The organism is Streptomyces dengpaensis (assembly GCF_002946835.1).
GTDB classification, from domain to species: Bacteria; Actinomycetota; Actinomycetes; order Streptomycetales; family Streptomycetaceae; genus Streptomyces; species Streptomyces dengpaensis.
In genome coordinates, this window is sequence record NZ_CP026652.1 from 7,232,856 (window position 1) to 7,257,745 (window position 24,890).

Sequence of the window (24,890 nt, forward strand, 5' to 3'; positions counted from 1 at the left end):
GCGTCATCGCGCCAGTGCTCCGGGGAATGTAAATCCGGGGAACGTAAAGGTGACGTGCTGTCCGTGGTCGGATCCCGCACGCTCTCTTGAAGATGGGGGATGCCTCCGGTAATGATCTCCGGGCGGCCCGGCGACGGCGACGGGCGTGTGAACGGAGTCCCCATGACTGGACACGCCCGGCGCAGATTTCTCACGTACCTGGTGGCCGCGCCCACCTTGGCCGTTGCGACGCGGATAGGTCTCGACGGCTACGCTCCCGGCACCGCTGAGGCGGCGATACCCACCCCGCCGGCACCGGCCGATCTGGTCGACCTCGGTGATCTGCTGATCCTGGCGGGCCAGCCCACCGCGGGCATGCTCGTGCTGAGCGTGGACGAGGACGGTGTCGTCCACTTCCGGCTGCCGCGCGAGGAGGTCGGGCAGGGCCTGACCACGGCGGTCGCGATGCTGGTGGCCGAGGAGTTGGACGTCCCGCTCGACCGCGTACGTGTCCAACTGGAGGATGCCCGGCCCGAGTTGCTGTTCAACCAGCTGACCGGCAGCTCCAACTCCATCCGGTCGCTGTACGACCCCGTGCGGCACACGGCGGCGGCGGCCCGGGCCCGGATGGTCGGCGCGGCGGCGAAGCAATGGGGCCTGAACGCAGGTGATGTGACGGTTCGTCAAGGCGTAGTGACCGCGCCGGACGGCCGCACCGCCTCCTACGGCACGCTCTCGGCGGCGGCCGCCTCCCACGACCTGGGCTCGCTGCTCGTCACGCCCAAGAAGGAGTCCGAGCACACCCTCGTCGGCACCCCCACCTCCCGCATCGACGCCCGGGCGCTGGTCACCGGCCGACAGGCGTACACGCTCGACCTCGATGTCCCCGGTGCCAAGCCCTGCATGGTGCGGCGCCCGCCGACCATCAACGGCACCGTGAAGGCGGTCAACAACGAGACCGTCGTACGGGCGATGCCCGGCGTCCTCGACGTGGTCGCCATCGACACCGGCGTCGCCGTGGTCGCCGATACCTTCGGCCAGGCCCTGGACGCCAAGGAGGCCCTCGACGTCACCTGGGGCGGCGGCACGGTCGACACACTGTCGGACGACGAGATCCGAGCGAAACTCAAGGCGGCGACGCCGTCGCTGGATCCGCTGGGGCTGCTGGTCAGCAAGGTGGACGCCGAGTTCGACTTCGCGTTCGCGAGCCATGCGCCGATGGAGACCAACTCCGCCGTGGCCGACGTACGCGCCGACGGGGCCGAGATCTGGTCGGGCATGAAGTCGCCGATCGCCGCCCAGGCGGCCATCGCGGCGGCCGTGGGACTGCCGGTGGGCAAGGTCAAGGTCCATGTCGTGCAGTCGGGCGGCTCCTTCGGGCGCCGGCTGTTCTACGACGCCGCTCTGGAGGCGGCCGTCGTGTCCAAGAAGAGCGGCCGCCCGGTGCGGCTGATGTGGTCGCGGATCGACGACATGCGGCACGGCCGGATGCGGCCCGCGACCCATCACCGGATCCGCGCCACCTACGCGCTCGGCCAGGTGCTCACCTTCGTCCACCAGGTGGCCGCGGTGGAGACCGACTTCCGCCACGGTCTCGGCGACGCGATCACCGCCGCAGCGGCCTCGCTGCCCACCGGCCTTGGCAACGCGACCTTCGCGCAGACCCTGTTCCTGACCACGGTGAAGTCCCCGTACAACTTCGGTGTCACCACCCAGGCGCTCACCGAGGTGCCGCTGAAGATGCACACCGGGTCATGGCGTTCGGTGTACTCGGCGAACACGCGGGGCGCGGAGGAGATCGTCGTGGATGAGCTGGCGGCGGCGCTTCGCCGGGATCCCGTCTCCTTCCGGCGCTCCTTCCTCAAGAACGAACGGCAGCGGGCTGTCCTGGACAAGGTCGCGCAGGAGGGGGACTGGGGCCGCACCATGCCCGCCGGGTGGGCCCAGGGTGTCGGCTTCCACGAGGAGTACATGTCCTGCACCGCCTGCCTGGTGGAGATCGACGCCACCGATCCCAAGAGGCCGCGGGTCACGAAGGCGGTCATCGCGGCGGACGTGGGGCGGCCGGTCAATCCGCGCGGCCTGGAGGCACAGCTGCTCGGCGGACTCACGGACGCGATCTCCACCACGCTCCGTGCCGGGCTCCACATCGACAAGGGACTCCCGCTGGAAGGCAGCTACTCGCAGTTCCACTACGCGCGCCAGAAGGACTCCCCGAGGGACGTACGGATCTTCGTCCTGCCGACGGACCACGAGCCCGGCGGCGCGGGTGAGCTCGGCGTTCCGGCGGCCGTGGGCGCGATCGCCAACGCGTACGCGCGGGCCACCGGCACCAGGCCGCGCAGCTTCCCCGTGAACTTCGACGTCGACTTCACCCCCTTCCCACGCTGACCTCGGCGCCGGCCGCGCGCTGACGCCGCGCGACTTCTCGCCGCCCCTTCGCCTCAGGAGCAGGAGCCTCCATGCCCTCCCACACTTTCACCGTCAACGGGAAGACCGTCACCGTCGACGCCCCCGACGACCTGCCCCTGCTCTGGGCGCTGCGCGATCTGCTCGGCGTCCGCGGTCCCAAGTACGGCTGCGGCGTCGACGTCTGCAAGGCCTGCACCAGCCACCTCGACGGCGAGGCCGTACGCCCCTGCGTGGTGCCGGTCGCCGAGGCCGCGGGGCGCGAGGTCACCACCATCGAGGGGCTCGCGGACGGCGACCGGCTGCACCCGGTGCAGGAGGCCTGGCTGGAGCAGGACGTTGCCCAATGCGGCTACTGCCAGCCCGGACAGATCATGGCGGCCGTCGCCCTGCTCAAGCGCACGAAGAACCCCACGGACGCCGACATCGACGAGATCGCGAACGTCTGCCGCTGCGGCACGTACTTCCGCATCCGCGAGGCGATCAAGAGCGCGGCTGCGCGGATGGGGTGATACCGGGGGCCGTGGTGCCCGGCGGCGTCCGTCCGCCTGATGGACCTGCGGCCGGTTCCCGGGCCGGGACGTGGGAGGATCGGAGGTGGCGGGCCAGGGCCGCGCACCCGGCCGCGCCGCCTGCGTACGCGAGGACGCGCATACGCAGCAGCAGTACCAGGGCGCGAGCATGAGGAGCACCGTTGAGCAGGTTGCGCTGGCTGACCGCGGGGGAGTCCCACGGTCCCGCACTTGTCGCGACGCTGGAGGGCCTTCCCGCCGGCGTGCCGATCACCACGGAGACGGTGGCGGACCACCTTGCCCGGCGGCGCCTGGGCTATGGACGCGGTGCCCGGATGAAATTCGAGCGCGACGAGGTCACCTTCCTGGGCGGCGTACGCCACGGCCTCACCCTCGGCTCGCCGGTGGCCGTCATGGTCGGCAACACCGAGTGGCCCAAGTGGGAGCAGGTCATGGCGGCCGACCCGGTCGACCCGGAGATCCTCGCCGACCTGGCCCGCAACGCCCCGCTGACCCGGCCCCGGCCCGGCCACGCCGACCTCGCCGGCATGCAGAAGTACGGCTTCGACGAGGCCCGGCCGATCCTGGAGCGCGCCTCCGCGCGCGAGACCGCCGCCCGCGTGGCCCTGGGCGCGGTGGCCCGTTCGTATCTGAAGGAGACGGCCGGGATCGAGATCGTCTCGCACGTCGTCGAGCTGGCCGCGGCGAAGGCGCCGTACGGCGTCTACCCCACGCCCTCCGACGTCGAGAAGCTCGACGCCGACCCCGTGCGCTGCCTCGACGCCGACGCGTCGAAGGCGATGGTCGCGGAGATCGACCAGGCCCACAAGGACGGCGACACCCTCGGCGGCGTCGTCGAGGTGCTGGCGTACGGCGTGCCGGTGGGCCTCGGCTCGCACGTGCACTGGGACCGGCGCCTCGACGCCCGGCTCGCGGCCGCGCTCATGGGCATCCAGGCCATCAAGGGTGTCGAGGTCGGCGACGGCTTCGAGCTGGCGCGGGTGCCGGGCTCCCAGGCGCACGACGAGATTGTCACCACCGAGGACGGCATCCGGCGCTCCTCCGGCCGCTCCGGCGGCACCGAGGGCGGTCTGACCACCGGTGAGCTGCTGCGCGTCCGCGCCGCGATGAAGCCGATCGCGACCGTGCCGCGCGCGCTGGCCACCATCGACGTCGCCACCGGCGAGGCCGCCAAGGCCCACCACCAGCGCTCCGACGTCTGCGCGGTCCCGGCCGCGGGCATCGTCGCCGAGGCCATGGTCGCCCTCGTCCTGGCGGACGCGGTGGCGGAGAAGTTCGGCGGCGACAGCGTCGCCGAGACCCGTCGCAACGTGCAGAGCTACCTCGAGAACCTGGTGGTCCGGTGACCGCTCCGCTGCTCGTCCTCGTCGGTCCGATGGGGGTCGGCAAGTCCACCGTGGGCGCGCTGGTCGCGGAGCGGCTCGGCTGCGTCTTCCGGGACACGGACGACGACATCGTGGCCGAACAGGGCCGCACCATCGCCGACATCTTCGTCGACGAGGGCGAGCCGGCCTTCCGTGCGATCGAGAAGCGGGCCGTGCGCAAGGCGCTCGCCGGGCACGACGGCGTCCTGGCGCTCGGCGGTGGCGCGATCCTCGACGAGGACACCCGCGCGCTGCTCGCCGGGCACCGGGTCGTCTACCTCTCGATGGACGTCGAGGAGGCCGTCAAGCGCACCGGCCTCAACGTCGCCCGGCCGCTGCTCGCCGTCAATCCGCGCCGGCAGTGGCGCGACCTGATGGAGGCGCGGCGTCACCTGTACACCGAAGTCGCCGGCGCGGTCGTCCCCACCGACGGCCGCAACCCCGAAGAGGTCGCCCAAGCGGTCCTCGACGCAGTGGAGTTGAAGACTGCAATTCCCGGGGGACAACCCCCGGACCCCCGGCAGGAGGATGTCATGGCAGCGCCGGTAACAAGGATCCAGGTCGGCGGCACGGCGGGCACCGACCCCTACGAGGTCCTGGTCGGCCGTCAACTCCTCGGCGAGCTGGGCGGGTTGATCGGCGACAAGTCCCACCCGTCGCCCACCACCACCCTCAACGGAGGCGCTTCGCGCCGCAGTAACACCCAAAGGGTCGCGGTCATCCACCCCGAGGCGCTCGCCGAGACCGGCGAGGCGCTCCGCGCCGACCTGGCCGGGCAGGGCTTCGAGGCCGTCGCCATCCAGGTGCCGAACGCGGAGGAGGCCAAGACCGCCGAGGTCGCCGCCTACTGCTGGAAGGCGCTCGGCCAGTCCGGCTTCACCCGCACCGACGTCATCGTCGGTGTCGGCGGCGGCGCCACCACCGACCTGGCCGGATTCGTCGCGGCGACCTGGTTGCGCGGGGTCCGCTGGATCGCCATCCCCACCACCGTGCTCGCCATGGTGGACGCGGCGGTCGGCGGCAAGACCGGCATCAACACGGCCGAGGGCAAGAACCTGGTGGGCTCCTTCCACCCGCCCGCGGGCGTGCTCTGCGACCTGGCCGCGCTGGACTCGCTCCCGGTCAACGACTACGTCTCCGGGCTCGCGGAGATCATCAAGGCCGGTTTCATCGCCGACCCGGTGATCCTGGAGCTCATCGAGGCCGACCCGCAGGCGGCGCGCACCCCCGCGGGCCCGCACACCGCCGAGCTGATCGAGCGCTCCATCAAGGTCAAGGCCGAGGTCGTCTCCGGCGACCTCAAGGAGTCCGGGCTGCGCGAGATCCTCAACTACGGGCACACCCTCGCGCACGCCATCGAGAAGAACGAGCGCTACAAGTGGCGGCACGGCGCGGCCGTCGCCGTCGGCATGCACTTCGCCGCCGAACTCGGCCGTCTGGCGGGCCGGTTGGACGACGCGACCGCCGACCGCCACCGCACGATCCTGGAGTCCGTCGGCCTCCCGCTGAGCTACCGCTACGACCAGTGGCCCAAGCTCCTGGAGACCATGAAGGTCGACAAGAAGTCTCGCGGCGACCTGCTGCGCTTCATCGTCCTCGACGGGCTCGCCAAGCCGACGGTGCTCGAAGGCCCCGACCCGGCCGTCCTCTTGGCCGCGTACGGCGAAGTGGGCGAGTGACGGCCTGAGAAGTGGGCGGGTGACGGCCTGAAGCGGGCGAGTGACGGCCTACGGCGACGGGCCGGCGTAACCGTCCCCGCGATGCGCGGACGCGGCCGTCCCCGCGACGCGCGGACGTAACGTCCAACGGGCCCTGCTTGGGCCGTTTTGCCCTCCGTCGACGGGCACTTCGTACGTTCCCCGGCCGTTCACACAACGGCGGCCGGGGAAGGTACCGTTCGGTTGGGGCCCCTACCACGCCCTTTAGGCTGTGGGGGAGAGCGGGACCAAGGCTCCGCTCGCCCGCGTCAATTGCCTGCACGAGACGGAGTGGCACCGGATGCAGCACGCAGTGGGGGCTCCGCTGCCGCCGCCCCACCAGCCGGGGCACGGACCGGCCGCCGGCTGGTCCCCGGCCGGACAGCACCCCGGGCACCCGGGGCCCGCACCCGCCCCGGGTTTCGCCGGAGCGCCCGTGCCTCCCGGGGTGCCTCCCGCCCAGGCCCCGCAGCATCAGGTGCCCCCGCAGCACGCTTCCGCGCACCAGCCGCACCACGCTCCCGTACCGCCCACGCCGGACACGACCGGGCATGTGCAGCTGCCGCCGGGCGGCCCCGTGGCCATGCCGTCGCCGACGCCCGCCGCGGGGACGCCGGACCCCACCGCCACCACGCTCGCGGTGCTGCTCATCGGCCCCGCGGGCGCCGGAAAGACCAGCGTCGCCAAGTACTGGGCGGACCACCGCCGGGTCCCGACCGCCCACATCAGCCTCGACGACGTACGCGAATGGGTCCGCTCGGGCTTCGCGGACCCGCAGTCGGGGTGGAACGACCATTCGGAGGCGCAGTACCGCCTGGCCCGCCGTACCTGCGGCTTCGCCGCGCGGAACTTCCTGGCCAACGGCATCTCGTGCATCCTCGACGACGCCGTCTTCCCGGACCGCCCGGTCGTCGGCCTCGGCGGCTGGAAGCGGCACGTCGGGCCCGGCCTGCTGCCCGTCGTCCTCCTGCCGGGCCTGGAGATAGTCCTGGAGCGCAACGCCGAGCGCTCCGGAAACCGCCGCCTCACCGACGAGGAAGTCGCCCGCATCCACGGCCGGATGGCCGGCTGGTACGGCTCGGGGCTCCCCATCGTCGACAACTCCCAGCTCGACGTACCCGCCACAGCCCGCGTCCTGGACGACGTACTCGCCCGGTCGATCGCCAGCCCGCCGCAGTGGTGAACATCCGGCGAGGACACCCCGCCCCACACGTCCGGCCCCGCTGAACCGGCGACATCCGGCCACCGCTCGTAGGCTCGATTCATGGCAGAGGTGTACGCGGCCCGCAGAGAGCGGGTCCGGGAGCGTTGTACTGCGGGCGGCAGCGCGACGGCGCTCGTCACCCGCCCGGCCAACGTCAGGTATCTCGCCGGCGCGGCCCCACGCGGCGCCGTGCTCCTGCTGGGCAGGGGCGAGGATCTGCTGCTGTGCGGCAGCCCGCCGAGCGGCGAGGCCGGCGAGGGGCGACCCGACGAGGCGGTGGCCGTCCGGGTGCTGCCGCGCGCCGGCGGTGACCCCGCCGTCGCCGCCGCCGATGTCGCCGTGGCCCGGGGCGCCGAGTCCCTCGCGGTCGAGGAGCACCATCTGACCGTGACCCGGCACCGCGCGATCGGCTCGGTGGCGCCGCGGCTGCGTCTCGCCGACCTGGGCGGCGCGGTGGAGCAGCTGCGGGTGGTCAAGGACGAGGAGGAGATCTCCTGTCTGCGGATCGCCGCCGAGATCGCCGACCAGGCCCTCGGTGAGCTCCTCGAATCCATCCTCGTCGGCCGGACGGAACGCCATCTCGCCCTGGAGCTGGAGCGCCGCCTCGTCGACCACGGCGCCGACGGCCCGGCCTTCGCGACCTCGGTCGGCACCGGCCCGAACTCGGGGCGGCGCGGCCACCGGCCCACCGACCGGCGTGTCGAGGAGGGCGATTTCCTCTCCGTCTGCCTCGGCGCCACCTACCGCGGCTACCGCTGCGAGATCGGCCGTACGTTCGTGATCGGCACCTCGCCCGCCGGCTGGCAGATCGAGCTGTACGACCTCGTCTTCGCCGCCCAGCGCGCCGGACGGGAGTCCCTGACGCCGGGCGCCGCCTACCGTGACGTGGACCGCGCGGCCCGCCAGGTACTGGACTCCGCGGGGCATACGGAAGGCCTTCCACCGATGACCGGGCACGGTGTGGGGCTCGAAATCGACGAGGACCCGCAGCTCGCCCCCGCAGCCATGGGTAAACTGGACGCTTGCGTGCCGGTCACCGTCGAACCGGGGGTCCACCTCCCGGGCCGGGGCGGTGTCCGGATCGATGACACGCTCGTCGTACGCCCCGAGGCGGACGGCGGACCCGAGCTACTCACCATCACGACCAAGGAACTGCTCGCGCTCTAGCCCGGAGCTGAGCGCGTGTCCCGGGGTCGTCCACGTCAGTCCAGGAGATTCCGCAACCGTGGCTTCCACGAACGACCTCAAGAACGGCCTGGTGCTCAAGCTCGAAGGCGGCCAGCTCTGGTCCGTCGTCGAGTTCCAGCACGTCAAGCCCGGCAAGGGCCCGGCCTTCGTGCGCACCAAGCTCAAGAACGTGCTCTCCGGCAAGGTCGTCGACAAGACGTTCAACGCCGGTGTCAAGGTCGAGACGGCCACTGTCGACAAGCGCGACATGCAGTTCTCGTACATGGACGGCGAGTACTTCGTCTTCATGGACATGGAGACGTACGACCAGCTGATGGTCGACCGCAAGGCCGTCGGCGACGCCGCCAACTTCCTGATCGAAGGCTTCACCGCCACCGTCGCGCAGCACGAGGGCGAGGTGCTCTTCGTCGAGCTGCCCGCCGCCGTCGAGCTCGTCGTGCAGGAGACCGAGCCGGGCGTCCAGGGCGACCGCTCCACCGGTGGCACCAAGCCCGCCACCCTGGAGACCGGTCACCAGATCCAGGTCCCGCTCTTCATCACCACCGGTGAGAAGATCAAGGTCGACACCCGTACGAGCGACTACCTCGGCCGGGTGAACAGCTAACCGTGGCTGCCCGCAACACGGCCCGCAAGCGCGCCTTCCAGATCCTTTTCGAGGGCGACCAGCGCGGCGCCGACGTTCTGACGGTCCTCGCGGACTGGATCCGGCACTCCCGGACCGACACCCGGCAGCCGCCGGTGAGCGAGTACACGATGCAGCTCGTCGAGGGCTACGCCAAGAAGGCTGCCCGGATCGACGAGCTGATCGCGCAGTACGCCGTCGGCTGGACGCTGGACAGGATGCCGGTCGTCGACCGCAACATCCTGCGTCTCGGTGCCTACGAGCTGATCTGGGTCGACGAGACCCCCGACGCCGTGGTGCTCGACGAGGCGGTGCAGCTGGCCAAGGAGTTCTCCACGGACGAGTCGCCCTCGTTCGTGAACGGCCTGCTGGGCCGGCTGAAGGACCTGAAGCCGTCGCTCCGCCGCGACGAGGCCTAGTCGTAGTCGTACCGACGAAGCTCGCTCGTACGACGTACGAAAAAATGCCGGAGGGCCCGCAGCGCGACTGCTGCGGGCCCTCCGGCGTTCCCGTACCCAGGAGGCTCCCGAGGACCGCAGAAAGCCGCCGGGGTGGCCGGAACGCTACGGTTCCGGCCACCCCGGCGGTACGTTTCTGCTGAGCTGCGCTAAGGGGTCAGCTCTCGTCGTGGGTGACGGCGCGGCGCGCGTCCGCGTCCAGGACACCCCAGCTGATCAGCTGCTCGGTGAGGACCGAGGGCGACTGGTCGTAGATGACGGCGAGGGTGCGCAGGTCGTCCTGGCGGATCGACAGCACCTTGCCGTTGTAGTCACCGCGCTGCGACTGGATCGTCGCCGCGTAGCGCTGCAGAGGGCCTGCCTTCTCGGCCGGCACGTGGGCAAGCCGCTCCAGGTCCAGGACCAGCTTCGGCGGCGGCTCGGCGGCCCCGCCGGGAGTGGTGCCCGGCAGCAGTTCCTGCACGGGAACCCCGTAGAAGTCCGCCAGCTCCGCGAGGCGCTGCACGGTGACGGCGCGGTCGCCGCGCTCGTACGAACCGACCACGACCGCCTTCCAGCGTCCCTGGGACTTCTCCTCGACGCCGTGGAGGGAAAGGCCCTGCTGGGTGCGGATCGCCCGGAGCTTGGCCCCGAGCTGTTTGGCGTATTCGCTGGACATATAGCTCCCCGGACGCTGTATCAACGTGCGGCTCCGCCGCGCGGCTGGTGACTCTGGTGACTCACTGTGAGGTTACGCAGCGTTACTCTCCCCCGTCAAGCCGAATGGTCCGGACCGACCCTTCCGTGGGGTCACCGGCGGTGGCCCGAGGGCATGTGATCAGGGGCGTTGCCGGGCTGGTACCGTGGAGGGCGCAAATCCGACGTCCTTTAATGATCCGTCCCGTGAGGCGGAGAAGGAGGTCCGTTTCGTATGGACACAGAGCAGGACAAGCGGCAGTACGAGGCCGATGCGCGCCCCGTACTCGAAGCCCCCGACATCGCCCGGGTGCTGACCCGCATCGCCCACGAGATCGTCGAGCGCGCCAAGGGCGCGGACGACGTGGTGCTCCTCGGCATTCCGACCCGAGGCGTTTTCCTGGCCCGCAGGCTGGCCGTCAAGCTCGAAGAGATCACCGGCCGCACGATCCCGGTCGGCTCCCTCGACATCACCATGTACCGCGACGACCTGCGCATGCACCCGCCGCGTGCGCTGGCCCGCACCGACATCCCCGGTGACGGCCTCGACGGCCGCCTGGTCGTCCTCGTCGACGACGTGCTCTTCTCCGGCCGCACCATCCGCGCGGCGCTCGACGCGCTGAACGACATCGGCCGCCCGCGCGCCGTGCAGCTCGCGGTCCTCGTCGACCGCGGCCACCGCGAACTGCCCATCCGCGCCGACTACGTCGGCAAGAACCTCCCCACGTCGTTGCGGGAGACGGTCAAGGTCCAACTCGCCGAGGAGGACGGTCGCGACACCGTGCTGCTCGGTGCGAAGCGGACCTCCCCGGGCGGGGAGTAGGAGCCACTCGAAGGCGTACGCCTCTGCCGTACGCCCCTCGAGTGCATCTGAGTGCAATCCCCGCACGCCGGTACACCGGTATGCCCGGCTGTGCCTTCCGGGGGCCCCAGGACCCCCGCCTCCCGAACTGAACTGCCTTACGGAGCCTGAAAGATGCAGCGTCATCTCATCTCGGCCGCCGACCTCACCCGCGACGACGCCGTCCTGATCCTCGACACCGCCGAGGAGATGGCCCGGGTCGCCGACCGGCCGATCAAGAAGCTGCCGACCCTGCGCGGCCGCACCGTGGTCAACCTCTTCTTCGAGGACTCGACCCGCACCAGAATCTCCTTCGAGGCCGCCGAGAAGCGCCTCTCCGCGGACGTCATCAACTTCACCGCCAAGGGTTCCTCGGTGTCCAAGGGCGAGTCCCTGAAGGACACCGCCCAGACCCTCGAAGCCATGGGCGTCGACGCCGTCGTCATCCGGCACGGCGCCTCCGGAGCGCCGTACCGGCTCGCCACCTCCGGCTGGATCGACGCCGCCGTCATCAACGCCGGTGACGGCACCCACCAGCACCCCACGCAGGCCCTGCTCGACGCCTTCACCATGCGCCGCCGGCTGGTCGGCCGGGACGCCGGGATAGGGCAGGACCTGTCCGGCAAGCGCATCACGATCGTGGGCGACGTCCTGCACAGCCGGGTCGCCCGCTCGAACGTCGACCTGCTGCACACCCTCGGCGCCGAGGTCACCCTCGTCGCCCCGCCGACCCTGGTGCCCGTCGGCGTCGAGTCCTGGCCCTGCGAGATCTCGTACGACCTCGACAGCACCCTCTCCAAGTCCGACGCGGTGATGATGCTGCGCGTCCAGCGCGAGCGGATGAACGCGGCGTTCTTCCCGACCGAGCGCGAGTACTCGCGGCGTTACGGCCTGGACGGCGACCGCATGGCGAAGATGCCCGAGCACGCCATCGTGATGCACCCCGGCCCGATGGTCCGCGGTATGGAGATCACCGCCGAGGTCGCCGACTCCGGCCGCTGCACCGTCGTCGAGCAGGTCGCCAACGGCGTCTCGATCCGCATGGCCGTCCTGTACCTGCTCCTGGGCGGCAACGAGCCCGCCGTCACCCACACCCGCCCACCCGTCTCCCACCACCACCCTTCCAACGAGCGCTCCGCGCACACCATTTCCGCGGACGAGGAGAAGTAAGACCATGAGCAAGATCCTGATCCGTGGTGCGAAGGTGCTCGGGGGAGAGCCGCAGGACGTTCTGATCGACGGTCAGACGATCGCGCAGGTGGGTGTCGGCCTCAGCGCCGACGGCGCCGAGGTGGTCGAGGCCGACGGCAAGGTGCTGCTGCCGGGCCTCGTCGACCTGCACACCCATCTGCGCGAGCCCGGTCGTGAGGACTCCGAGACCGTGTTGACCGGTACGCGGGCCGCCGCCTCCGGTGGTTACACCGCCGTGTTCGCCATGGCCAACACCTTCCCCGTCGCCGACACCGCCGGTGTGGTCGAGCAGGTCTACCGGCTCGGCCAGGAGCACGGCTACTGCGATGTGCAGCCCATCGGCGCCGTCACCGTCGGCCTGGAGGGCACGAAGCTCGCCGAGCTGGGCGCCATGCACGAGTCCGCGGCCGGCGTCACCGTCTTCTCGGACGACGGCAAGTGCGTCGACGACGCGGTGATCATGCGCAGGGCGCTGGAGTACGTGAAGGCCTTCGGCGGTGTCGTCGCGCAGCACGCGCAGGAGCCCCGCCTCACCGAGGGCGCGCAGATGAACGAGGGTGTCGTCTCCGCCGAGCTGGGCCTCGGCGGCTGGCCCGCCGTCGCGGAGGAGTCGATCATCGCCCGCGATGTGCTGCTCGCCGAGCACGTCGGCTCGCGCGTGCACATCTGCCACCTGTCGACCGCCGGCAGCGTCGAGATCGTGCGCTGGGCCAAGTCCCGCGGCATCGACGTCACTGCCGAGGTCACCCCGCACCACCTCCTCCTCACCGATGAGCTGGTGCGCACGTACAACCCGGTCTACAAGGTCAATCCGCCGCTTCGTACGGAGCGGGACGTCATGGCCCTGCGCGAGGCGCTCGCCGACGGCACGATCGACATCGTCGCCACCGACCACGCCCCGCACCCGCACGAGGACAAGGACTGCGAGTGGGCCGCGGCCGCCATGGGCATGGTCGGCCTGGAGACCGCGCTGTCCGTCGTCCAGCAGACGATGGTCGAGACGGGGCTGCTCGACTGGGCCGGTGTCGCCGACCGCATGTCCTTCAAGCCCGCGCGGATCGGCCAGGCGCAGGGCCACGGCCGTCCCGTCTCGGCAGGCGAGCCCGCCAGCCTCACCCTGGTCGACACGGCATACCGTGGGGCCGTGGACCCCGCGGGCTTCGCCTCGCGCAGCCGCAACACCCCCTACGAGGGCCGTGAGCTGCCGGGCCGGGTCACGCACACCTGGCTGCGGGGCAAGGCCACCCTCGTCGACGGGAAGCTCGCGTGACACCTCTCATCTCCCTGGCCGCCGAACAGAAGTCGGCGGAAGTGACCGACTGGGCCGCCCGGATCGGCTGGCTCGTCGGCCTCGCCCTCTTCGTCGTGCTCATCTACTGGCTGATGCGCGAGGGCTGGAAGTGGCGCGGCACCCTTCAGGGCGACCTGCCGGAGCTGCCCGCCCGCCCGTCGCCCACCACCACCCTCAACGGAGGCGGCAAGCCGCCGCTGCCTGGAATGCTGGACGAGCCCGGTGAGGCCAAACTGACGATGGAGGGCCGCTACCACGGGTCCACCACCGCCGGGCAGTGGCTCGACCGCATCGTGGCGCACGGCCTGGGCACCCGCAGCCGGGTCGAGCTCACGCTGACGGACGCGGGACTCGACGTCGTACGCCCTGGAGCGGCCGACTTCTTCATCCCCCTGGAGGCCCTGCGCGAGGCCCGGCTCGACAAGGGCATCGCGGGCAAGGTCCTCACCGAGGGCGGCCTGCTCGTCGTCACGTGGGCGCACGGAGACAAGCTGCTCGACTCCGGCTTCCGCTCGGACCGCGCTGCCGAGCACAACGAGTGGGCCGACACCCTGAACAGCATGGTCAACAAGAGCATCAAGACGGAAGGCGCACGATGACGACCTCCACCAGGGGATCCGCGAAGGTTCCCGCCGTACTCGTCCTGGAGGACGGCCGGATGTTCCGCGGCCGTGCCTACGGGGCCGTGGGGGAGACGTTCGGCGAAGCGGTGTTCTCCACCGGCATGACCGGCTACCAGGAGACCCTCACCGACCCGTCGTACCACCGTCAGGTCGTCGTGATGACCGCCCCGCACGTCGGCAACACCGGCGTCAACGACGAGGACCCCGAGTCGAAGCGGATCTGGGTCGCCGGTTACGTCGTACGCGACCCCGCGCGCGTGCCCTCCAACTGGCGCTCCAGGCGTTCGCTGGACGAGGAGCTGCGGCACCAGGGCGTCGTCGGCATCAGCGGCGTTGACACGCGTGCGCTGACCCGGCACCTGCGTGAGCGCGGCGCCATGCGCGTCGGCATCTTCTCCGGCAACGCGCTGCCCGACGAGGGCACCATGCTGGCCGAGGTGCGCCAGGCGCCCGAGATGAAGGGCGCGGACCTCGCCGCCGAGGTCGCCACCAAGGAGCCGTACGTCGTCCCCGCGATCGGCGAGAAGCGCTTCACCGTCGCCGCCGTCGACCTGGGCATCAAGGGCATGACCCCGCACCGCATGGCCGAGCGCGGCATCGAGGTGCATGTGCTGCCCGCCACGGCCACGGCCGAGGACGTGTACGCCGTGAACCCGGACGGCGTGTTCTTCTCCAACGGCCCGGGTGATCCGGCCACCGCCGACGGTCCGGTGGCCGTCATGCGGGAGGTGCTCGCCCGTAGGACGCCGCTCTTCGGCATCTGCTTCGGCAACCAGATCCTCGGCCGCGCCCTGGGCTTCGGCACGTACAAGCTGAAGTACGGCCACCGCGGCATCAACCAGCCGGTGCAGGACCGTACGACCGGCAAGGTCGAGGTCACCGCGCACAACCACGGCTTCGCCGTCGACGCCCCGCTCGACCAGGTGTCCGACACCCCCTACGGCCGCGCCGAGGTCTCCCACGTCTGCCTCAACGACAACGTGGTGGAGGGCCTCCAGCTGCTCGACCAGTCGGCCTTCAGCGTCCAGTACCACCCCGAAGCGGCAGCGGGCCCGCACGACGCCGCCTACCTGTTCGACCGCTTCGTATCTTTGATGGAGGGCCAGCGTGCCTAAGCGCACCGATATCCAGTCCGTCCTGGTCATCGGCTCCGGCCCGATCGTCATCGGCCAGGCCGCCGAGTTCGACTACTCCGGCACGCAGGCCTGCCGGGTTCTCAAGTCCGAGGGCCTGCGTGTGATCCTGGTGAACTCCAATCCGGCGACGATCATGACCGACCCGGAGATCGCCGACGCCACGTACGTCGAGCCGATCACCCCGGAGTTCGTCGAGAAGATCATCGCCAAGGAGCGGCCCGACGCCCTCCTGCCCACCCTGGGCGGTCAGACGGCGCTCAACACGGCGATCTCGCTGGACGAGAACGGCGTGCTGGCCAAGTACGGCGTCGAGCTCATCGGCGCCAACGTCGAGGCGATTCACAAGGGTGAGGACCGCGATCAGTTCAAGCTGGTCGTCGACGCGGTTCACAGCAAGATCGGGCATGGCGAGAGTGCACGCTCGGTCATCTGCCACTCGATGGACGACGTCCTCAAGGGCGTCGAGACGCTCGGCGGCTACCCCGTCGTCGTCCGCCCGTCCTTCACCATGGGCGGCGCCGGTTCCGGCTTCGCGCACGACGAGGACGAGCTACGCCGGATCGCGGGCCAGGGCCTCACGCTCTCCCCGACCACCGAGGTGCTCCTGGAGGAGTCCATCCTCGGCTGGAAGGAGTACGAGCTGGAGCTGATGCGCGACAAGCACGACAACGTCGTGGTCGTCTGCTCCATCGAGAACTTCGACCCCATGGGCGTGCACACCGGCGACTCGATCACCGTCGCGCCCGCGATGACGCTCACCGACCGCGAGTACCAGATCCTGCGCGACATCGGCATCGCGATCATCCGCGAGGTCGGCGTCGACACGGGTGGCTGCAACATCCAGTTCGCGGTGGACCCCGAGGACGGCCGGGTCATCGTCATCGAGATGAACCCGCGCGTGTCGCGTTCGTCGGCACTCGCCTCCAAGGCGACCGGCTTCCCGATCGCCAAGATCGCGGCCAAGCTGGCCGTCGGCTACACGCTCGACGAGATCCCGAACGACATCACCGAGCAGACCCCGGCGTCCTTCGAGCCGACGCTCGACTACGTGGTGGTCAAGGCTCCGCGGTTCGCCTTCGAGAAGTTCCCGTCGGCGGATTCGACGCTGACCACGACCATGAAGTCGGTCGGCGAGGCCATGGCGATCGGCCGTAACTTCACCGAGGCGCTGCAGAAGGCGCTGCGGTCGCTGGAGAAGAAGGGCTCGCAGTTCACGTTCGTGGGCGACCCCGGCGACAAGGCCGGGCTGCTGGCCGAGGCCGTGCGCCCGACCGACGGCCGGATCAACACGGTCATGCGGGCCATCCGCGCGGGTGCCACGCCCGAGGAGGTCTTCGAGGCGACGAAGATCGACCCCTGGTTCGTCGACCAGCTGTTCCTGATCAAGGAGATCGCGGACGAGCTGGCCGAGGCAGAGCGTTTGGATGTCGAACTCCTGGCGGAGGCCAAGCGCCACGGCTTCTCCGACGCCCAGATCGCCGAGATCCGCGGGCTGCGCGAGGACGTGGTGCGCGAGGTGCGGCACGCGCTGGGCGTGCGCCCGGTGTACAAGACGGTCGACACCTGCGCGGCCGAGTTCGCGGCGAGGACGCCGTACTTCTACTCCTCGTACGACGAGGAGAGCGAGGTCGCCCCGCGCGAGAAGCCCGCGGTGATCATCCTGGGCTCCGGCCCCAACCGCATCGGCCAGGGCATCGAGTTCGACTACTCCTGTGTCCACGCCTCCTTCGCGCTGAGTGACGCGGGTTACGAGACCGTGATGGTCAACTGCAACCCCGAGACCGTCTCCACGGACTACGACACCTCCGACCGCCTGTACTTCGAGCCGCTGACGCTCGAAGACGTGCTGGAGATCGTCCACGCGGAGTCGCTGGCCGGTCCGATCGCCGGTGTCCTGGTCCAGCTGGGCGGCCAGACCCCGCTGGGTCTGTCGCAGGCGCTGAAGGACAACGGCGTTCCCGTCGTCGGTACGCCCCCGGAGGCCATCCACGCCGCCGAGGACCGCGGTGCCTTCGGGCGGGTCCTCGCGGAGGCCGGCCTTCCGGCCCCCAAGCACGGCACCGCCACGACGTTCGCCGAGGCCAAGGCCATCGCCGACGAGATCGGCTACCCCGTTCTGGTGCGGCCGTCGTACGTGCTCGGCGGGCGCGGCATGGAGATCGTGTACGACGAGGCCCGCCTCGAGACCTACATCGCCGAGTCGACCGAGATCAGCCCGTCCCGGCCGGTCCTGGTCGACCGCTTCCTCGACGACGCCATCGAGATCGACGTGGACGCGCTGTACGACGGCGAGCAGCTGTACCTCGGCGGCGTCATGGAGCACATCGAGGAGGCCGGTATCCACTCCGGCGACTCGGCGTGCGCGCTGCCGCCGATCACGCTCGGCGGGTTCGACATCAAGCGGCTGCGCGCCTCGACGGAGGCCATCGCGCGCGGCGTCGGCGTCCGTGGGCTGATCAACATCCAGTTCGCGATGGCCGGGGACATCCTGTACGTCCTCGAAGCCAACCCGCGTGCCTCGCGCACCGTCCCCTTCACCTCGAAGGCGACCGCGGTGCCGCTCGCCAAGGCCGCCGCCCGGATCTCCCTGGGCGCGACCATCGCCGAGCTGCGCGCGGAGGGGCTGCTGCCGGCGGCCGGAGACGGCGGCGAACTGCCGCTGGACGCGCCGATCTCCGTCAAGGAGGCCGTCATGCCGTGGTCGCGTTTCCGCGACATCCACGGGCGCGGCGTCGACACGGTGCTCGGCCCGGAGATGCGCTCCACCGGTGAAGTCATGGGCATCGACTCGGTGTTCGGGACGGCGTACGCCAAGTCGCAGGCGGGCGCGTACGGTCCGCTGCCGACCAAGGGCCGCGCCTTCATCTCCGTCGCCAACCGCGACAAGCGCTCGATGATCTTCCCGGCGCGTGAACTCGTCGCCCACGGCTTCGAGTTGCTCGCCACGTCCGGCACGGCCGAGGTGCTCAAGCGCAACGGCATCAACGCCACGGTCGTGCGCAAGCAGAGCGAGGGCGAGGGCCCGAACGGCGAGAAGACCATCGTCCAGCTCATCCACGACGGCCAGGTCGACCTCATCGTCAACACGCCGTACGGCACCGGTGGCCGCCTCGACGGCTACGACATCCGTACGGCCGCCGTGGCGCGGTCCGTCCCGTGTCTGACGACGGTTCAGGCGCTCGCCGCCGCCGTCCAGGGCATCGACGCGCTCAACCGCGGTGACGTGGGGGTGCGTTCACTCCAGGAACACGCCGAGCATCTGACCGCGGCCCGCGACTAGCAGCCCTGAGGGGGACACCGGAAACGGTGTCCCCCTCTTCATGAGGACACTGAGATGTACAAACTCTTCTTCAACCTGGTCTTCAAGCGCATGGACCCGGAGCAGGCGCACTACCTCGCCTTCCGCTGGATCCGGCTCGCCGTCCGCATCCCCGTTCTGCGCACCTTCATCGCCGCCGCGCTCGCGCCCCGCTACAAGGAGCTGCGCACCGAGGCGTTCGGGCTGCGGATGCATGGCCCCTTCGGGCTCGCCGCGGGCTTCGACAAGAACGCGATCGCCGTCGACGGCATGTCGATGCTCGGCTTCGACCACGTCGAGATCGGCACGGTCACGGGTGAGCCGCAGCCGGGCAACCCCAAGAAGCGGCTGTTCCGCCTCGTGCCGGACCGGGCGCTGATCAACCGCATGGGGTTCAACAACGAGGGCTCCGCGGCCGTCTCCGAGCGCCTGGCCGCCCGTACGCCCGTCTTCAAGACCGTCGTCGGTGTCAACATCGGCAAGACCAAGGTCGTTCCCGAGGCGGAAGCCGTCGGCGACTACGTGAAGTCGACCGAGCGGCTCGCCCGGCATGCCGACTACCTCGTGGTCAACGTGAGCTCGCCGAACACCCCCGGCCTGCGCAATCTGCAGGCCACGGAGGCGCTGCGGCCCCTGCTGACCGCCGTCCGGGAAGCCGCCGACCGCGCGGTCACCGACCGGCGTGTGCCGCTGCTCGTCAAGATCGCGCCCGACCTCGCGGACGAGGACATCGACGCGGTCGCCGACCTCGCCGTCGAACTCGGCCTGGACGGGATCATCGCCACGAACACCACCATCGCGCGCGAGGGACTCGGTTTGAAGTCCGAACCCTCCCTGGTCAAGGGGGCCGGTGGACTCTCCGGCGCGCCGCTGAAGGCACGCTCCCTGGAGGTGCTGCGCCGCCTCTACGCGCGCGTGGGCGACCAGATCACCCTCGTGGGCGTCGGCGGCATCGAGAACGCCGAGGACGCCTGGCAGCGCATCCTGGCCGGCGCCACCCTGGTCCAGGGCTACAGCGCCTTCATCTACGAGGGCCCCTTCTGGGGCCGCGCCATCCACAAGGGGCTCGCCGCACGCCTTCGTACGAGCCCGTACGCCACCCTCGCCGACGCGGTCGGCGCCGATGTGAGGAAGTCCGCATGAGCCTGGAACCCTTCGGCGCCCGGCTGCGCCGCGCCATGGAAGACCGGGGCCCGCTGTGCGTGGGCATCGACCCGCACGCCTCCCTGCTCACCCAGTGGGGCCTGAGCGACGACGTCGCGGGTCTGGAGCGGTTCAGCATGACCGTCATCGAGGCGCTCGCCGACCGGGTCGCCGTCCTCAAGCCGCAGAGCGCGTTCTTCGAGCGCTTCGGCTCGCGCGGCATCGCCGTCCTGGAGAAGTCGGTCGGGGTGGCACGGGCGGCCGGTGCGCTGGTCGTGATGGACGCCAAGCGCGGCGACATCGGCTCGACCATGGCCGCGTACGCGGAGACCTTCCTGCACAAGGACGCGCCGCTGTTCTCGGACGCGCTGACCGTGTCGCCGTATCTTGGCTACGGCTCGCTGAAGCCCGCAGTGGAGCTGGCGCGCGAGAGCGGGGCCGGGCTCTTCGTCCTCGCGCTCACCTCCAACCCGGAGGGCGGCGAGGTGCAGCACGCGGTCCGCGCGGACGGCCGGAACGTCGGGGCGACGATGCTCGGGCACCTGGCCGCCGAGAACGCGGGGGAGACGCCCCTGGGGTCCTTCGGCGCGGTCGTCGGTGCCACGCTCGGCGACCTCTCCTCGTACGACCTGGACATCAACGGGCCGCTCCTCGCGCCCGGAATCGGTGCGCAGGGGGCCGCGGCCTCCGATCTGGCCGGTGTCTTCGGGGCGGCGGTGCGCAATGTCGTCCCGAACGTGAGCCGGGGTGTTCTGCGTCACGGTCCCGGCATGATCGCGCTGCGAGAGTCCGCGGACCGCTTCGCGGAGGAGATCAGGGCGGCCCTGGCGTCCGCCTGAGTCCCCCGGTCGTCGCGCGACAGTCCTGCGATGAGTGTCATCGAGGCGGCCCGAGCCTGAATACATCCTCAAATCCGGGGCGTAATGTCGGAAATGTCTGGCTCCAGCGAGGCTGACCAGGACTTTTCCGCTGTTCTCGCTGACTCTGGCGGACTTGCCCGCTAGTCTCCGTCGAGTGGGGGCACCACCCACGCCCTCAAGGCAGTGGGGGAGAACGGGCAAGCGTGTTGCTCGTAGCTCCCCAGGTGTGGGGCGACTAGGTTCCTCACCGGTCCGTATCCGACAGTTCGACATCCGAGGTGACGTAGGCGTGGCTCTTCCGCCCCTTACCCCTGAACAGCGCGCAGCCGCGCTCGAAAAGGCCGCCGCGGCTCGCCGGGAGCGGGCCGAGGTCAAGAATCGACTCAAGCACTCCGGCGCCTCCCTCCACGAGGTCATCAAGCAGGGCCAGGAGAACGACGTCATCGGCAAGATGAAGGTCTCCGCTCTCCTCGAGTCCCTGCCGGGCGTGGGCAAGGTCCGCGCCAAGCAGATCATGGAGCGACTCGGGATCTCCGAGAGCCGCCGCGTGCGTGGCCTCGGCTCGAACCAGATCGCCTCCCTGGAGCGCGAGTTCGGCGGCTCCGGCGCCTGAGTCCTGGGCACACCGGGATTGCTGGAATAATCGCTGCATGAGTGAACGTCCGCGGCTGACCGTGCTCTCCGGCCCCTCAGGGGTCGGCAAGAGCACGGTCGTCGCCCATATGCGCAAGGAACACCCCGAGGTCTGGCTGTCGGTTTCGGCGACGACCCGCAAGCCGCGCCCCGGTGAGAAGCGCGGAGTCCACTACTTCTTCGTCACCGACGACGAGATGGACAAGCTGATCGCCAACGGCGAGCTGCTGGAGTGGGCCGAATTCGCCGGCAATCGCTACGGGACGCCCCGCGGCGCCGTCCTCGAGCACCTGGAGGCGGGTGTGCCGGTCCTCCTGGAGATCGACCTCCAGGGCGCCCGGCAGGTTCGTGAGTCCCTGCCGGAGGCCCTGCTCGTGTTCCTGGCTCCTCCCTCCTGGGAGGAGCTGGTGCGCAGGCTCACCGGGCGGGGCACCGAGCCGCCCGCGGTGATCGAGCGCCGCCTGCAGGCGGCCAAGATCGAACTGGCGGCCGAGCCGGAGTTCGATGTCACCCTGGTCAACACCTCCGTCGAGGACGTGGCGCGCGAGCTGCTAGCCTTGGTAGACGTTGTGTGATCTTCACTGATCAATCCCACCTTTCGGAAGGCAGAGCGTGTCCTCTTCCATCACCGCGCCCGAGGGCATCATCAACCCTCCGATCGACGAGCTCCTCGAGGCCACCGACTCGAAGTACAGCCTCGTGATCTACGCGGCCAAGCGTGCCCGTCAGATCAACGCGTACTACTCGCAGCTCGGCGAGGGCCTCCTCGAGTACGTCGGTCCGCTCGTCGACACCCACGTCCACGAGAAGCCGCTGTCGATCGCCCTGCGGGAGATCAACGCGGGTCTGCTGACGTCCGAGGCCGTTGAGGGCCCCGCGCAGTAAGCGATCCCTCGCGGTAAGTAATATCTGCAGATTGCAGAAGGCTTTTCCACAGGCCCGGCAGCACGACTGTCGGGCCTGTGGTGTGTCATGGATGCGTACGCCGATGAGCCGAGGCGTGCGTGTGTCGAGTGTGGGGAGGCCCGGTGGACAAGCCGAAGGTCGTGCTGGGGGTCAGCGGTGGCATCGCCGCGTACAAGGCCTGTGAGCTGCTGCGCAGGCTGACGGAGTCGGGCCACGACGTACGCGTCGTACCCACCGAGTCGGCGCTGCACTTCGTCGGCGCTGCCACCTGGTCCGCGCTGTCCGGACACTCCGTGTCCACCGAGGTCTGGTCGGACGTGCACGAGGTTCCGCACGTCCGCATCGGGCAGCACGCCGATCTGGTGGTCGTGGCCCCGGCGACGGCCGACATGCTGGCCAAAGCGGCCCACGGCCTGGCCGACGACCTCCTCACGAACACCCTGCTCACCGCCCGCTGTCCGGTCGTTTTCGCGCCCGCCATGCACACCGAGATGTGGGAGCACCAGGCCACCCAGGAGAACGTGGCGACGCTGCGCCGCCGTGGCGCCGTCGTCATCGAGCCCGCTGTGGGCCGCCTGACCGGCGTCGACACCGGCAAGGGGCGGCTGCCCGATCCCGGAGAGATCTTCGAGATCTGCCGCCGGGTGCTCGCGCGGGGCGTGACCGAGCCCGATCTCGCCGGCCGGCACGTCGTCATCAGCGCGGGCGGCACGCGCGAGCCGCTCGACCCGGTCCGCTTCCTCGGCAACCGCTCCTCCGGCAAGCAGGGGTACGCCCTCGCCCGCACCGCTGCCGCGCGGGGCGCCCGGGTCACGCTGATCGCCGCGAACACCGGGCTGCCGGACCCGGCGGGCGTGGATGTCGTGCAGGTCGGAACCGCCGTGCAGCTGCGCGAGGCGGTGCTGAAGGCGGCCTCGGACGCCGACGCCGTGGTGATGGCCGCGGCGGTGGCTGACTTCCGCCCGGCAACGTACGCGGCCGGAAAAATCAAGAAGAAGGACGGCCAGGAACCGGAACCGATCGTTCTGATCCGGAATCCTGACATCCTCGCGGAGATCTCGGCGGACCGGCCGCGCCCCGGCCAGGTCGTCGTCGGCTTCGCCGCCGAGACGGACGACGTCCTCGCCAACGGTCGTACGAAGCTGGAGCGCAAGGGATGCGACCTCCTCGTCGTGAACGAGGTGGGGGAGGGCAAGACCTTCGGTTCCGAGGAGAACGAGGCAGTGGTGCTGGGAGCCGACGGCAGTGAGACCCCCGTGCCGTACGGACCCAAGGAAGCTCTGGCCGAGACTGTGTGGGATCTGGTGACGCCCCGTCTGAGGTGAATGTCTCATTAGCCTCAACGGGCGACCCCCATCCGTGCGAAATCTGGCGTGGCGACCCTGGTGGAGACCGATCGGCATGGCGCAGAATGCCCGTGCCGCAGGTCACAGCCCTTCCGAGAAGCGAGACAGGGTCACCTGCGGCTGAGCGCGACCGATAAACTGTTCTCGGACGGCGCCGGGCGCAGCCCCCGAGCCCGTCCGCCCATGATCAGCCAGCAGCCGCTGCAACCACAGGGAGCGTTGTGTCCCGTCGCCTGTTCACCTCGGAGTCCGTGACCGAAGGTCACCCCGACAAGATCGCTGACCAGATCAGTGACACCATTCTCGACGCGCTTCTGCGAGAGGACCCGACCTCCCGGGTCGCCGTGGAAACGCTGATCACGACCGGCCTGGTGCACGTGGCCGGCGAGGTCACGACCAAGGCGTACGCGCCGATCGCCCAGCTGGTCCGCGACAAGATCCTGGAGATCGGTTACGACTCGTCGAAGAAGGGCTTCGACGGAGCTTCCTGCGGTGTGTCGGTGTCGATCGGCTCGCAGTCTCCCGACATCGCGCAGGGTGTCGACACGGCGTACGAGCAGCGTGTCGAGGGCGATGAGGACGAACTGGACCGCCAGGGCGCCGGCGACCAGGGCCTGATGTTCGGGTACGCGACCGACGAGACCCCGAACCTGATGCCGCTCCCGATTCACCTCGCGCACCGCCTCTCGCGCCGCCTCTCCGAGGTCCGCAAGAACGGCACGATCCCCTACCTGCGCCCCGACGGTAAGACCCAGGTCACCATCGAGTACGACGGTGACAAGGCGGTCCGCCTGGACACGGTCGTGGTCTCCTCGCAGCACGCCTCGGACATCGACCTGGACTCCCTGCTGGCCCCCGACATCCGCGAGTTCGTGGTCGAGCCGGAGCTGCGGGCTCTGCTGGACGACGGCATCAAGCTGGACACCGAGGGCTACCGCCTCCTGGTCAACCCCACCGGCCGCTTCGAGATCGGCGGCCCGATGGGCGACGCCGGCCTGACCGGCCGCAAGATCATCATCGACACGTACGGCGGCATGGCCCGCCACGGTGGCGGCGCGTTCTCCGGCAAGGACCCGTCCAAGGTCGACCGCTCCGCGGCGTACGCGATGCGCTGGGTCGCGAAGAACGTCGTCGCCGCGGGCCTCGCCTCCCGCTGCGAGGTCCAGGTCGCCTACGCCATCGGCAAGGCCGAGCCCGTCGGTCTCTTCGTCGAGACCTTCGGCACCGCCAAGGTCGACGCGGAGAAGATCGAGACCGCCATCGCCGAGGTCTTCGACCTCCGCCCGGCGGCCATCATCCGCGACCTCGACCTGCTCCGCCCGATCTACTCCCAGACCGCCGCGTACGGCCACTTCGGCCGCGAGCTGCCCGACTTCACGTGGGAGCGGACGGACCGGGTGGAGGCGCTGCGCGCGGCTGCCGGTCTGTAGTTCTCCGGTCGTGTGGTGAGGCCCGGTGCCCCTCTGGGGGTGCCGGGCCTCACTCATGAGTCG

At 70.3% G+C, this 24,890-nt stretch carries 22 protein-coding genes; 21 read left to right on the forward strand and 1 reads right to left on the reverse strand.

Translation table 11 applies throughout. The features are described 5' to 3' along the window. Positions 1 to 162 precede the first annotated feature (162 nt). The 8 genes from C4B68_RS33420 to nusB all read left to right on the forward strand — a co-directional run bounded on the left by C4B68_RS33420 (position 163) and on the right by nusB (position 9,415). Entirely contained in the window at positions 163 to 2,370 is a 2,208-nt protein-coding gene (locus C4B68_RS33420; protein WP_099500467.1) for a xanthine dehydrogenase family protein molybdopterin-binding subunit, read from the forward strand. 71 nt (positions 2,371 to 2,441) lie between these two features. Continuing rightward, a complete protein-coding gene (locus C4B68_RS33425; RefSeq protein ID WP_099500242.1) occupies positions 2,442 to 2,900 on the forward strand; it encodes a (2Fe-2S)-binding protein in 459 nt (152 codons plus the stop codon). A 182-nt stretch (positions 2,901 to 3,082) separates the two neighbouring features. Further along, on the forward strand, positions 3,083 to 4,267 hold the full coding sequence (gene aroC / locus C4B68_RS33430; RefSeq protein WP_099500243.1) for a chorismate synthase: 1,185 nt from the start codon (positions 3,083 to 3,085) through the stop codon (positions 4,265 to 4,267). Then, a complete protein-coding gene (gene aroB / locus C4B68_RS33435) occupies positions 4,264 to 5,964 on the forward strand; it encodes a 3-dehydroquinate synthase (protein WP_099500244.1) in 1,701 nt (566 codons plus the stop codon). The genes aroC and aroB overlap by 4 nt, the downstream gene beginning before the upstream one ends. A gap of 319 nt (positions 5,965 to 6,283) precedes the next feature. Continuing rightward, the gene (locus C4B68_RS33440) at positions 6,284 to 7,165 is read left to right on the forward strand and encodes a Pro-rich N-terminal domain-containing protein (protein ID WP_099500245.1); all 882 of its coding nucleotides are present in this window, start codon (positions 6,284 to 6,286) and stop codon (positions 7,163 to 7,165) included. 81 nt (positions 7,166 to 7,246) lie between these two features. After that, complete coding sequence (locus C4B68_RS33445) at positions 7,247 to 8,353, forward strand: aminopeptidase P family protein (RefSeq protein ID WP_099500246.1); 1,107 nt, start codon at positions 7,247 to 7,249, stop codon at positions 8,351 to 8,353. 58 nt (positions 8,354 to 8,411) lie between these two features. Then, a complete protein-coding gene (gene efp, locus C4B68_RS33450) occupies positions 8,412 to 8,978 on the forward strand; it encodes an elongation factor P (RefSeq protein ID WP_037742222.1) in 567 nt (188 codons plus the stop codon). 2 nt (positions 8,979 to 8,980) lie between these two features. Then, positions 8,981 to 9,415, forward strand: coding sequence for a transcription antitermination factor NusB (gene nusB / locus C4B68_RS33455; RefSeq protein WP_099500247.1), 435 nt, complete (start codon positions 8,981 to 8,983; stop codon positions 9,413 to 9,415). Between the two features lie 196 nt (positions 9,416 to 9,611). Here nusB and bldD read toward each other — a convergent pair whose 3' ends face one another. Next, positions 9,612 to 10,112 (reverse strand): transcriptional regulator BldD, encoded by a 501-nt coding sequence (bldD, locus tag C4B68_RS33460; protein ID WP_099500248.1) that lies wholly within the window; start codon positions 10,110 to 10,112, stop codon positions 9,612 to 9,614. Between the two features lie 252 nt (positions 10,113 to 10,364). On the opposite strand from bldD, the gene pyrR reads away from it, so the two are divergent. The 13 genes from pyrR to metK all read left to right on the forward strand — a co-directional run bounded on the left by pyrR (position 10,365) and on the right by metK (position 24,827). Further along, positions 10,365 to 10,952: a bifunctional pyr operon transcriptional regulator/uracil phosphoribosyltransferase PyrR gene (pyrR, locus tag C4B68_RS33465; RefSeq protein WP_099500249.1), complete on the forward strand. Its 588-nt coding sequence runs from the start codon at positions 10,365 to 10,367 to the stop codon at positions 10,950 to 10,952. Between the two features lie 153 nt (positions 10,953 to 11,105). Beyond that, positions 11,106 to 12,140 (forward strand): aspartate carbamoyltransferase catalytic subunit, encoded by a 1,035-nt coding sequence (locus C4B68_RS33470; RefSeq protein WP_099500250.1) that lies wholly within the window; start codon positions 11,106 to 11,108, stop codon positions 12,138 to 12,140. Between the two features lie 4 nt (positions 12,141 to 12,144). Next, the gene (locus C4B68_RS33475; protein WP_099500251.1) at positions 12,145 to 13,431 is read left to right on the forward strand and encodes a dihydroorotase; all 1,287 of its coding nucleotides are present in this window, start codon (positions 12,145 to 12,147) and stop codon (positions 13,429 to 13,431) included. Next, positions 13,428 to 14,051, forward strand: coding sequence for a PH-like domain-containing protein (locus C4B68_RS33480; protein WP_099500252.1), 624 nt, complete (start codon positions 13,428 to 13,430; stop codon positions 14,049 to 14,051). Before C4B68_RS33475 ends, C4B68_RS33480 begins: the two co-directional genes overlap by 4 nt. Beyond that, the gene (gene carA / locus C4B68_RS33485; protein WP_099500253.1) at positions 14,048 to 15,190 is read left to right on the forward strand and encodes a glutamine-hydrolyzing carbamoyl-phosphate synthase small subunit; all 1,143 of its coding nucleotides are present in this window, start codon (positions 14,048 to 14,050) and stop codon (positions 15,188 to 15,190) included. The genes C4B68_RS33480 and carA overlap by 4 nt, the downstream gene beginning before the upstream one ends. Next, entirely contained in the window at positions 15,183 to 18,491 is a 3,309-nt protein-coding gene (carB, locus tag C4B68_RS33490) for a carbamoyl-phosphate synthase large subunit (protein WP_099500254.1), read from the forward strand. The genes carA and carB overlap by 8 nt, the downstream gene beginning before the upstream one ends. Positions 18,492 to 18,545: 54 nt before the next feature. Further along, positions 18,546 to 19,652 (forward strand): quinone-dependent dihydroorotate dehydrogenase, encoded by a 1,107-nt coding sequence (locus C4B68_RS33495; RefSeq protein ID WP_099500255.1) that lies wholly within the window; start codon positions 18,546 to 18,548, stop codon positions 19,650 to 19,652. Next, on the forward strand, positions 19,649 to 20,491 hold the full coding sequence (gene pyrF, locus C4B68_RS33500) for an orotidine-5'-phosphate decarboxylase (RefSeq protein WP_099500256.1): 843 nt from the start codon (positions 19,649 to 19,651) through the stop codon (positions 20,489 to 20,491). Before C4B68_RS33495 ends, pyrF begins: the two co-directional genes overlap by 4 nt. A gap of 310 nt (positions 20,492 to 20,801) precedes the next feature. Then, positions 20,802 to 21,125, forward strand: coding sequence for an integration host factor (locus C4B68_RS33505; RefSeq protein WP_016638838.1), 324 nt, complete (start codon positions 20,802 to 20,804; stop codon positions 21,123 to 21,125). 37 nt (positions 21,126 to 21,162) lie between these two features. Beyond that, on the forward strand, positions 21,163 to 21,720 hold the full coding sequence (gene gmk / locus C4B68_RS33510; RefSeq protein ID WP_099500257.1) for a guanylate kinase: 558 nt from the start codon (positions 21,163 to 21,165) through the stop codon (positions 21,718 to 21,720). A 37-nt stretch (positions 21,721 to 21,757) separates the two neighbouring features. Beyond that, positions 21,758 to 22,030, forward strand: coding sequence for a DNA-directed RNA polymerase subunit omega (rpoZ, locus tag C4B68_RS33515; protein WP_003982715.1), 273 nt, complete (start codon positions 21,758 to 21,760; stop codon positions 22,028 to 22,030). Positions 22,031 to 22,173: 143 nt separating this feature from the next. Then, positions 22,174 to 23,376, forward strand: coding sequence for a bifunctional phosphopantothenoylcysteine decarboxylase/phosphopantothenate--cysteine ligase CoaBC (gene coaBC, locus C4B68_RS33520; RefSeq protein WP_099500258.1), 1,203 nt, complete (start codon positions 22,174 to 22,176; stop codon positions 23,374 to 23,376). Positions 23,377 to 23,618: 242 nt separating this feature from the next. Continuing rightward, the gene (gene metK / locus C4B68_RS33525; RefSeq protein WP_099500259.1) at positions 23,619 to 24,827 is read left to right on the forward strand and encodes a methionine adenosyltransferase; all 1,209 of its coding nucleotides are present in this window, start codon (positions 23,619 to 23,621) and stop codon (positions 24,825 to 24,827) included. Positions 24,828 to 24,890: the final 63 nt, after the last annotated feature.